This is a genomic window from Streptomyces sp. NPDC002690 (assembly GCF_053592415.1).
The window spans coordinates 1-8,200 of sequence record NZ_JBSFVR010000330.1 but is presented as its reverse complement, the minus strand read 5'-3'; the positions used below and the strand labels follow the sequence as shown (position 1 = coordinate 8,200).

The 8,200-nt window shown below is 72.1% G+C and carries 9 protein-coding genes; 3 read left to right on the top strand and 6 right to left on the bottom strand.

What is annotated here, in order from left to right:
- Positions 1-696, bottom strand: a 696-nt coding sequence (locus ACWD3D_RS29325) for an MFS transporter (protein WP_451463786.1), incomplete at its 3' end; no start/stop codon positions are given.
- 351 nt (positions 697-1,047) lie between these two features.
- On the opposite strand from ACWD3D_RS29325, the gene ACWD3D_RS29320 reads away from it, so the two are divergent.
- The 3 genes from ACWD3D_RS29320 (at position 1,048) to ACWD3D_RS29310 (ending at position 3,748) form a co-directional block, all read left to right on the top strand.
- Positions 1,048-1,338: an AbrB/MazE/SpoVT family DNA-binding domain-containing protein gene (locus tag ACWD3D_RS29320; protein WP_387373323.1), complete on the top strand. Its 291-nt coding sequence runs from the start codon at positions 1,048-1,050 to the stop codon at positions 1,336-1,338.
- A 211-nt stretch (positions 1,339-1,549) separates the two neighbouring features.
- Positions 1,550-1,678, top strand: a complete 129-nt coding sequence (locus ACWD3D_RS29315) for a hypothetical protein (protein ID WP_387373324.1) — start codon at positions 1,550-1,552, stop codon at positions 1,676-1,678.
- Between the two features lie 594 nt (positions 1,679-2,272).
- Positions 2,273-3,748 (top strand): DHA2 family efflux MFS transporter permease subunit, encoded by a 1,476-nt coding sequence (locus ACWD3D_RS29310; protein WP_451463789.1) that lies wholly within the window; start codon positions 2,273-2,275, stop codon positions 3,746-3,748.
- 1 nt (position 3,749) lies between these two features.
- Here the strand turns inward: ACWD3D_RS29310 and ACWD3D_RS29305 are convergent, their stop codons facing one another.
- From ACWD3D_RS29305 to ACWD3D_RS29285, 5 genes are all read right to left on the bottom strand, one after another.
- Positions 3,750-4,382: a response regulator gene (locus tag ACWD3D_RS29305; protein ID WP_451463788.1), complete on the bottom strand. Its 633-nt coding sequence runs from the start codon at positions 4,380-4,382 to the stop codon at positions 3,750-3,752.
- 64 nt (positions 4,383-4,446) lie between these two features.
- Positions 4,447-5,214: a YqjF family protein gene (locus tag ACWD3D_RS29300; protein WP_451463785.1), complete on the bottom strand. Its 768-nt coding sequence runs from the start codon at positions 5,212-5,214 to the stop codon at positions 4,447-4,449.
- Between the two features lie 67 nt (positions 5,215-5,281).
- A complete protein-coding gene (locus ACWD3D_RS29295) occupies positions 5,282-6,412 on the bottom strand; it encodes a sensor histidine kinase (protein ID WP_451463787.1) in 1,131 nt (376 codons plus the stop codon).
- A gap of 158 nt (positions 6,413-6,570) precedes the next feature.
- The gene (locus tag ACWD3D_RS29290; RefSeq protein WP_451463784.1) at positions 6,571-7,305 is read right to left on the bottom strand and encodes an ABC transporter permease; all 735 of its coding nucleotides are present in this window, start codon (positions 7,303-7,305) and stop codon (positions 6,571-6,573) included.
- Positions 7,305-8,200: ABC transporter ATP-binding protein (locus ACWD3D_RS29285; protein WP_451463783.1), on the bottom strand; the 896-nt coding region annotated here is incomplete at its 5' end. The genes ACWD3D_RS29290 and ACWD3D_RS29285, both read right to left, overlap by 1 nt.

Here is an 8,200-nt window from a genome sequence, read left to right as displayed (position 1 = left end):
CTTGGTGATCGGCAGCAGCAGGGAGACCAGGCCGAGTGAGAGACCGAAGGCGCCCACGTAGTCGAAGCTGCCGGGCGCGCGCATCGGCGGCTCGGGCACCAGGAAGACCGTCAGGACCAGGGCCACCACACCGATCCCGGCCGAACCGAGGAAGAGCGCGTGCCAGTCGGCGTGCTGGGCGACCAGCGCCGCCGCGGGCAGACCGAGCCCGCCGCCCACTCCGATCGAGGAGCTCATCAGCGCCATCGACGAGCCGAGCTTCTCCGGCGGCAGCTCGTCACGCATGATGCCGATGCCGAGCGGGATCGCACCCATGGCGAATCCCTGGAGCGCCCGGCCGACGATCATGATGAGGAGGTCGTCGGTGAAGGCGCAGACGAGTGAGCCGATCACCATCACGGCGAGGCTGACGATCAGCATCCGCCGCTTGCCGTACAGGTCGCCGAGCCGCCCCATGATCGGGGTGGACACCGCGCCGGCGAGCAGTGTCGCCGTCATCACCCAGGTCGCGTTCGACTGGGCGGTGTGGAGAAGGGTGGGCAGGTCCTTGATGACGGGTACGAGCAGGGTCTGCATCACCGCGACGGTGATGCCCGCGAAGGCCAGTACGGGGACGAGCGCTCCCCTGGGTTCCTTGATCTCCTGAAGCGGACCGGGGCTTCCCCCGGTGTTCTGTTCGTTCGTCGTCCGTCGCATACGTTCGCCTTCCGGGCAGCGGCCATCACCGGAGGTACCCCCCAAGTGCATGCATACCGAACGCTTATCGGGGCGGGGGTATTCCCGGGGTGAGGGTGCTCGAACTCACCTGCGGTATTGGCTGGTTGGGGGTGGCTGGTTCGTGGTGGTGGGGGGGTGATGGGGTGTGCGGCCGGGGCGGGGTGTGGCGGCGGTGCGGGCGCCGGAAGCCGCGCCGGCGATACCGGGCAGGTCCCCATGGCTGCGAGTCGCAATATTGGAAAGTTCGACTATGGGAGAGTCGCGATGTTGCGAATTCCTGGGTAGTCTCAGAGCTGGAACAGACATGGAAGATGAGGTGAGAGGTCGACCATGGCTACGACTGCGTACCAGACCCGCTTGCGCGAGAAGGGGCAGCTGACCCTGCCCGGCCGCGTGCGCGAGGCGCTGGGTGTCTCCCCGGGAGACGAGCTTGAGTTCGAGGTCAACGACGCGGGCATCGTCGAGGTCCACGGACTGAGGAAGATCCGCACGGACCAGACCTGGTTCTGGACGGAGCGGTGGCAGGCGGGCGAGCGCGAGGCCGATGAGGACATCGACGCCGGACGTACCACCCGTCACGCCGACGAGGACGCTTTCCTGGAGCACCTCGACAACCTCTGACATCCAGCCACCTGGGGGCCTATTGCCGACCTTCGAAACAACGGAACGCTTCGACCGTGACGTCAAGAAGCTGGGAGCGGAGGAGAGACGCCGCTTTCTGGAGACCGTCAAGGAACGGTTTCTCCCGGATGTCGCCCGCGGTCAGTTCCGGACGGGCCTCGGGGTAAAGCCCGTGCAGGGAGTCAGACCGGGTATCGGCAGGCGCCCTGTGATGGAGATGAGGTGGGCGCCCGACGGGCGCGCCACCTGGCAGTACGGCGACGAGGTGCGGGCGGGTGAGCCGCACGTCATCTGGCGCCGAGTCGGTGGGCACGAGATCTTCGATCCCGGTCCCGCCTGAGTGAGCGGAGCGTCTCCGGAAGGCTGCGGCCCCCGGAGACGTCCCGTGCGGAGGTCCCGTCGGACGGAGATCGCCCGAACGGTTGCTACGTTCACCGCCATGACCAGCGACTCCACCGCGTCGGCCGGACCCGCACCGGCCCGACCCGCACCAGCTCCCGTTTCCCCGCCCGGCGGCGGGAGGCGCACCGTGTGCGGCGTGGTCCACGGGTTCGGCCCCGACACGGTGGTCGAGGTGTTCGAGCGGGCGGGCTGGGAATCACGCAGCTCCAGCTGGTACGGGTACGAGGTCACCACCGACTGGTGCGAGATCGAGCTGGACCCGCCGAGCGAGCGCGAGACCCTGATCAACGGCGAGGTCGAGGCCGACCGGCTGGACGACCTCGCGGCGCTGCTGCGAACCCGCTTCGACGGCGCCTTCTGCCTGGAGCTGTACGACGACGAGGGGGAACTGCTCCGGGAGATACCGTGGGCCGCCGCCGCCGCCGCCGCCGTACCGCCCGCTGCCACCGGCGGCTCCGGGGGCGTCGTAGACCCAAGGACCGAGGCCGCTCGCGACTTCGCGCCGTGTACGCGCGGTGCGGAGCCGGGGACGATGGCGGACATGACAGACGTATCCCTGGACGACGTGTCCCCGGACACCCGCACCGCTCCCCGCCGCCTGAGGCCCCGCACCTGGGCGGCGGTCGTCGCTGCCTGCACCGGTCAGTTCCTGGTCGTGCTCGACGTGTCGGTCGTCAACGTGGCACTGCCGTCGATGCGGACCGACCTGGGGCTGAGCGCCTCCGGGCTCAGCTGGGTCCTCAACGCCTACTCGATCGCGTTCGCGGGGTTCATGCTGCTCGGCGGGCGGGCCGCCGACCTCTTCGGCCGCAAGCGGATGTTCCTCGTCGGCCTCGGGCTCTTCACCGCCGCCTCCCTCGCCGGCGGACTCGCCCAGGAGGGCTGGCAGCTGCTGGCCGCCCGCGCCGGACAGGGGCTCGGCGCCGCCGTCCTCTCACCGGCCACCCTCACCCTCCTCACCGCCGCGCTTCCGGAGGGCCCGGCGCGCGTCCGTGCGATAGGCACCTGGATGGCCGTCGGCGCGGGCGGCGGCGCGGCCGGCGGGCTCATCGGCGGGGTCCTCACGGACCTGCTCTCCTGGCGCTGGGTCCTGCTGATCAACGTCCCCGTCGGCGCCCTGGTGCTGGCCGGTGCCGCGTTCCTGCTCGCCGAGGGCAGGGGCGGCGAACGGCGCCGGATCGACCTGCCGGGCGCCGTCCTCGTCACGGCGGGCCTCGCCGTCCTCGCGTACGGGATCGTGCAGACCGAGGCGGCCGGCTGGACGGCCCCCGCGACCCTCGTCCCGCTGCTCGGCGGGGTGGCCCTGCTCGGCGGGTTCGTACTGGTCGAACGGCGCACCGCCGCCCCGCTGATGCCCCTGCGGGTGCTGGCGGTACGGGCCGTGGCCTCGGCCAACACCGCGATGCTGCTCCTCGGCTCGGCCACCTTCTCGATGTGGTACTTCATGACCGTGTACGCGCAGAACGTCCTCGGCTACACCCCGCTGGAAGCCGGGCTCGCCCTGCTGCCCACCTCCGCCGCGATCGTCCTCGGCTCGAAACTCGCCCCGCGCTTCATGGCGCGTACCGGCGCGAAGCCGATGGCCCTCACCGGCATCCTGCTCACGGTCGCCGGCTTCGGCTGGCAGTCCACCATGAGCGCCGACAGTCACTACGCGGCCGGCATCCTGCTGCCGGGCGTCCTGATGGCCTTCGGCATGGGCTTCGTCTCGACCCCGCTCGCCTCTCTCGCCACCTCCGGCGCCGCGCCCGGGGACGCCGGACTCGTCTCCGGCCTGGTCAACACCTCCCGCACGATGGGCGGGGCGCTCGGGCTCGCCGTGCTCTCCACCGTCGCCGCCGCCCGCACCGGCGACTCGGCCACCCCGGCCGATCTCACCGCCGGATACGCCCTCGCCTTCCGTACCGCCTCCGGGGTGCTGCTGGCCGCGGCCCTGTTGGTGCTCCTCTGGCTGCCGGGCGCGAAGGCGGGACGGGGGACCGCCGGGGGCAGAGCCCCGCAGGGATGACTCAGAGCCAGCCCTGGCGACGGGCCGCCCGGGCCGCCTCCGTGCGGTTGCGGGTGCCGGTCTTGCCGATCGCCGAGGAGAGATAGTTCCGCACGGTCGACTCCGAGAGGTGCAGCTGCCGCGCGATGTCCGACACGGTCGCCCCGCCGGAGGCCGCGTTCAGGGCGTCCCGCTCCCGGCCTGTGAGCGGGCTCGGACCTGCCCCGAGAGCCGCCGCCGCGAGGGCGGGATCGACCACGGTCTCCCCGCCCAGCACCCTGCGGATCGCCCCGGCCAGCTCCTCCACCGGTCCGTCCTTGACCAGGAACCCCGAGGCGCCCGCCTCCATCGCCCGCCGCAGATACCCGGGCCGGCCGAACGTCGTCAGGATCAGCACCCGGCACTGAGGCACCTGCTCCCGCAGGTCGGCGGCGGCGTCCAGGCCGCTGTGCACCGGGAGCTCGATGTCGAGCAGTGCCACGTCGGGCCTGGAGATGAGGGCCGCGGGCACGATCTCGTCCCCGGACCCCACCTGGGCGACCACCTCGAAGTCCGGCTCCATTCCCAGCAGCAGGGCGAGCGCGCCCCGCATCATGCCCTGGTCCTCGGCGAGCAATACGCGTACGGACGGGGCGGCCCGGTGGTCCTGCGGCATCTCGGTCACGGAGAAGAGAGTATGACCGCCCGGCGCTGCCACGCAGTCGGTGCGGGCACCCGTCTCAGGGCGTGGGAATGCCGGCCGGGCGGCGGGGCGGGAGCCCGAACCGCACCGGCACCCCCGGCGAATACAGCACGCTGACCGGATCGCCGACCGGTGCGGGCAGCCCCGCCGAGGCGACGAGGTTCTCGGCGCAGTCGAGGAGTTCGGCGCGGTGCAGGGGCCAGCGGGGGTGGGCGTTCGGCAGGTAGCGGGATCGGCCGAAGAAGGTGCTGTGCATGCCCCAGCGCGCTGTCAGGAAGTGTTCGAGCTCCGAGGGCTCACCGACCTGTTCACCGATGCGTATCGCGATCCTGCTGTGTGCGTCGGCGGGCCCGCCCCAGCGCCGCCGGCTGCTGTACGTCACCGTGTCGCCCTCCCGCCGGACCTCCATCTTCGACCACACGTAGGGCAGGCCGAACGCGCTCCGTCCGACGGCGACGGGAAGCAGACGGGAGGCGTCGAGCGAACGGAAGACCACGCCCCGGCGCCCGTGGCCGTCCACCGAGTACAGGCGGACGTTGGTCTCCGGGAAGGAGCCGAGGTACGGGACCCCGGGCAGACCGAACCACCCCACGCGGTGCATCCGGAAGGCGACGAGCCCGACGTACGTGACGCCGTCGAGTGTGTCGGGCCGGGTACCGGCCGGAAGCAGCGGGGCGACGAGGGCCGGGTCGACAGCCCAGTGGAGGAAGGCCAGATCGAGCCAGGACTGGGTGAGCACGGGACGGTCCGCCGTGTGGGGAGGGTCGGCCGTTATCGGTTCCGGGATCGTGGTCAGCGGCACCATCGTGTCAGTGTGCCACCGACGTACCGGTGTTCGAGGTGACGCCGGACACACGTGCACCCGTCCTCGCTCACCGCCCCGGCTCCCCGGGCAGCTCCGCCCGTACGACGAACCCGCCGTCCGGACCGGGGCCCGCCCGCAGCGAGCCGCCGGCCAGCGCCAGTCGCTCGGAGAGCCCCACCAGGCCCGTACCGCCGTACGCGTACGAGAGCTCCTCGCCGCCCGCCCCGGGCCCCCGGTGGTCGCCCGAGGGTTTCCGGCCACCCTGGCCACTCTGCTCGCCGGACGGCCCGTCGTCGGTGACCGTCAGCACCACCCGCTCGCCCCCGGAGGTGACGGAGAACACGCAGTGGGCCGCGCCACTGTGCCGCACGACGTTCGTCACCGCCTCGCGCACCACCCAGCCCAGCAGCGCCTCGGTACGGGGGGAGACCGGTGGCCCGGTGCGGTGCACGGCCCCCTCGATACCGACGGCGGTCAACGCCGATACGGCACGGTCCAGTTCACCGGCGAGGCTGCCCTCGCGGTACCCCGTCACCGCTTCCCGGACCTCGGTGAGCGCCTGGCGGCCGACCGACTCGATGTCCGCGATCTGGCCCAGCGCCGCGTCCAGGTCCCGGGGGGCCAGCCTGCGGGCCGCCTCCGACTTCACCACGATCACCGACAGGGTGTGCCCCAGTAGGTCGTGCAGGTCGCGGGAGAACCTCAGGCGCTCCCGCTCCACCGCGCCCCGGGCCAATTCGGCCTGGGTGTCGCGCAGTTCCCGCACGGTCTCCGAGAGGGCGAGGATCGCCGCCGTCACCGCGCCGGAGAGGAACGTCCCGTAACCGATGGTCCACGGGTCGACCGCGTGGTCACCGCGCCACGCGGCGACGGCCACGCCGCAGGCGGACAGGCCGATGAGCGCGCAGCTGAGTTGCCGGTTGCGCAGGATCGTGCCGCACGCCAGTGAGAGCAGCGGGAAGAAGAGGAGCCATCTCCCGCCGTACCCGATCGCCAGCCCGAACGTGACGGCCGCCATCGTGCCGAGCAGCGCGTACGAGAGGGGGGTCCGGCGCCGCGCGGGGACGAAACTGCGGAACACCACTTGGACGTAGAGGGAGTTGAACAGCAGGACGCCCACCGCACCCACCCAGGGGTTCGGGGTCTCGCCCTTCCAGAGGTTGGAGAAGGCTCCGAGCCCGAGCAGCAGCCACGGCATCAGCGCGTACGGCCCCGGGCCCTCCGGTCGCCGGCTCCGGGGGCGCCGCCAAAGGCTCGGCGGGTGCTCCGCGCAGTCCGGGCCGTGCGGGTGCTCCGCGCACGCGTGGCCGAGGTGCTCCGCGCTGCCGGGGCCCTGGGCGGGTGCGGTGTCCGCCTTCACGGGGTCCTCGCCGCACGCCGGTACGAAACGACCCCGTAGCCCCCGAAGAGCGCTGTCCACACCAGGAGTTCGGCGATCGAGGAGAGATGCGGAGCGTGTCCGGCGACCGTCGTCCAGCCGAGATCGGCGAAGCCGTGCGCGGGAGTGTGGGCGCCGACGGCCCGCAGCGGGCCGGGCAGGGAGTCCAGGGGGAACCACAGCCCGCCGATCACCGCGAACCCCGTCATGCAGGTGATGTTGACCACTCCGGTGCCCTGCGGGGTGAGACGGTAGCCGTTGCCGATGCCGAGCAGGGTGAACGGCAGCGTGCCCACCCACAGCAACGCCACCAGCAACGCCCACTGCCACCAGCCGAGTTGGATGCGGTTCACCAGGAATCCCGCCAGCAGCACCCCGACCACCGCGGGAAGGACGGTCACCGAACCGCTGACGGCCCGGCCCACCACGATCCGCGACGGGGCGAGCGGAGTGATCCGCAACTGCTTCAGCCAGCCCAGCGACTTGTCGGACGCGATCCCCGTACCGACCGCCATCGCCGAGCCGAGAGCCCCGTACGCGGCCATGCCGGTCATGGTGTACGCCCGCCAGTCGTCGGCGCCCGCACCGCCCCCCGAGGTGTCGCCCACGTTGGTGAAGAGCAGGTACATCAGTACTGGCATCCCCGTCCCGAAGATCAGGAACGCGCCGTCCCGCAGGGTCCGGCGGACTTCCAGCATCACGTACGCGTACATCAGCGTGCCTCCTCGGAGGTCTCGGCGGGACCCGCGGTCAGGGCGAGAAACGCGTCCTCCAGCGTGGCGCGCGACACGACCAGTCCGCGCACCGCTCCCGCCCCGGCCAGCGCGACGACGGTCGCGTCCGGGTCCGACGACCGCAACAGGGCCCGCCCGCCCCGGACTTCGATGCCTGTCACGCCCGGCAGGCGGTCCAGCCCGTCGGCGTTGCCGCCCACCAGATCGATCCCGACGAGACCGCCTCCCACGGCGCCCCGGATTCCGTCCCCGCTGTCGTCCGCGACGATCCGCCCCCGGTCGAGGACGACGATCCGGGCGGCGTTCTCGTCCGCCTCCTCCAGGTAGTGCGTGGAGAAGAGCACGGTGTTGCCGCGTTCCGCGTAGGCGCGCATCGAGTCCCAGAACGCCCGCCGGGCCTCCACGTCCAGCGCGGCGGTCGGCTCGTCCAGCACGAGCAGCCGGGGATTGCCCGCCAGCGCGACGGCGAAGCGGACCCGCTGCGTCTGGCCGCCGGAGAGCTTGTCGACCCGGCGGTCCGCGAACGCCGAGGCGTCCGCGAGCCCGAGGACCTCGTCCAACTCCATCGGCGCGGGATAGGTGGACGCCACGAACTCGACCAACTCCCTTACGGTCACCCGGGGAATCGGCCGGCCCTCCTGGAGCATCGCCCCGACCAGCCCCGCCCGCACCGACCGCTCGGGGGAGTGGCCGAACAACTCCACTTCCCCCTCGTCGGGTTCGTCCAGCCCCAGCAGCATTCCGATGGTGGTCGACTTCCCGGCGCCGTTGCGGCCCAGCAGTGCGACCGTCTCCCCGGCCCCGATCGTCAGGTCGATGCCGTCCACCGCGCGCACGGTCCGGACCGAACGCCCGTCCGTCCGGAAGGACTTCG